This is a genomic window from Providencia sp. PROV268 (genome assembly GCF_028477805.1).
Classification (GTDB): domain Bacteria; phylum Pseudomonadota; class Gammaproteobacteria; order Enterobacterales; family Enterobacteriaceae; genus Providencia; species Providencia stuartii.
Window position 1 is genome coordinate 1 of the sequence record NZ_JAMPLW010000042.1, and the last position, 1,722, is coordinate 1,722.

A 1,722-nucleotide genomic window follows, 5' to 3' on the forward strand; every position below is an offset into this window, starting at 1 on the left:
GGACAGTGTGCGATTAAACTATCGAGAAATATGGTTGCAGCTGGTACTCCTAGACCTGCAAACTCAGCCGCTCACCACATAGTAGGGGATACATCTAAAGGAGCGAAACCAGCGAGGGATATTCTAAAAAAACATGGCATTGATATTGATGATGCTAGTAATGGGGTTTTCTTGCCTAATAAAAATAACATTGATGAGTCGCTGTCTGGTATTAAACATAACGGTAGACATCCGAGTAACTACATCGATGCGGTTAATGAACGAATAATTCAGGCAGACCTAACTGGTGGAAAACAAGGTGTTTTAGATGAATTATCAAACATCCGTAACATTCTTTCTTCTTCAAGTCGAGATGCGAGTTGGTACAAAATATTATGAGTAATAAAATATATTATTTAAAATCCGATGCAATGAATTACTGCTCTTTTATCCAAGATTATCCTGCGAGAGAAGAAAGCATAATAGCAAGAGCAATGGGACAAAAATGGCAAAAATTTAACAACACATATACCAATATAGTTCTAGAACTAAGGGCTAATGATTTTGGTAAGAAAAATTATCAATTTGACTTTAGCAGCGCTCTATCTCCATTTATGGTTTTTAGTGAGGGTGCATTAGTATCCTTATCTGATATTCTGAGTTCAAGGGGGCAAATATTACCAGTTAAAACTGAAAGCAAACGGAAGAAATTCGTTGGCTATTATCCAACCAATCCGCTTTCAGAATGTTTTGACAGAAAGAATTCTGTTTATCGGGAATATCCCAATGGATTAATGATTGAGAAGCCAGTCCTCATTAAAAGTAACATTACAGATGAGTATCTATTTACTATTGACGAAGATATTAGTCGGGTTTTTGTTACGGATAAGTTTAAACAAAGAGTAGAAGATGCCGGTTTAACTGCTTTCGATTTTTCAGTAGAAGTAGAATTATCGTAAAGATATTGACGAACTTATGATTTAAATTACAAGCTCGTGTAATTACCCGTTTTAGCTACAAATATTACACCAAAGCAAGTAAATTGTCGTTAGATCACTCCCCCGAACAGCGCCTTAATTTTCCACTTAAATGCGGCAATCTGAGCTTGTTGCGCCTGATTTTGCTGCTTTATTGCCCGGATATCCTCATGGTCCGGTATTAATACCCAACAGCCGTTTAAAATCTTAACGGTAAAGGAGAAGCCGGTCTCAAAAACTGCCTCTTTCAGCCACTGACCTTTAAGGTTAATGGCGGGCGGTGGGTGTTGTTTTTGCCCTTCGGCGCATAGCCGACCGTGTAGAATCGTTCTGTTTTCAGGATGTTATTTACGGTGACGACTGACTTAGAATACGCACTAGCTATAGTCAACGCTTTATTCGTTGATTACGGTTTTCAATGCTCATCGAAAACTACTCCACTTTTTATTGACTTTCGACCAATCAAAACTGGCCCACTGTATTATTCGTGAAACCGACTTTACCAGAATGACAGAGTCGCCTGATAACACGGAATACCGCACGGAATATGGGGATAGTCAGAACCCAGTGACCGTGCGTCAGGTGCCGATAGCGCGCTGGCATGAGGCGCAACGGACGGGGACGACGGTGAATGATGACGATAAGTTGCCCCTCACTTACGACACACTGGGGCAGTTAGTCAGTGATCGCAATGCCACCGGGGAATATCATCATCAATACGATGTGTTGGGGAATTTAACCCAGACACAACTGCCGAATAACCGAG

2 protein-coding genes and 2 pseudogenes are annotated in these 1,722 nt (G+C 40.5%); 3 read left to right on the top strand and 1 reads right to left on the bottom strand.

The features are described 5' to 3' along the window. Both PR699_RS19265 and PR699_RS19270 read left to right on the top strand, forming a co-directional pair. On the top strand, positions 1-378 hold a 378-nt coding region (locus PR699_RS19265), incomplete at its 5' end, for an AHH domain-containing protein (protein ID WP_272577892.1). Beyond that, positions 375-938, top strand: coding sequence for a hypothetical protein (locus PR699_RS19270; protein ID WP_004925033.1), 564 nt, complete (start codon positions 375-377; stop codon positions 936-938). The genes PR699_RS19265 and PR699_RS19270, both read left to right, overlap by 4 nt. Before the next feature lie 251 nt (positions 939-1,189). Here PR699_RS19270 and PR699_RS19640 read toward each other — a convergent pair. Then, positions 1,190-1,341, bottom strand: a pseudogene (locus tag PR699_RS19640) (SymE family type I addiction module toxin); the annotation flags it as partial. A 122-nt stretch (positions 1,342-1,463) separates the two neighbouring features. On the opposite strand from PR699_RS19640, the pseudogene PR699_RS19280 reads away from it, so the two are divergent. Continuing rightward, positions 1,464-1,722, top strand: a pseudogene (locus PR699_RS19280) (type IV secretion protein Rhs); the annotation flags it as partial.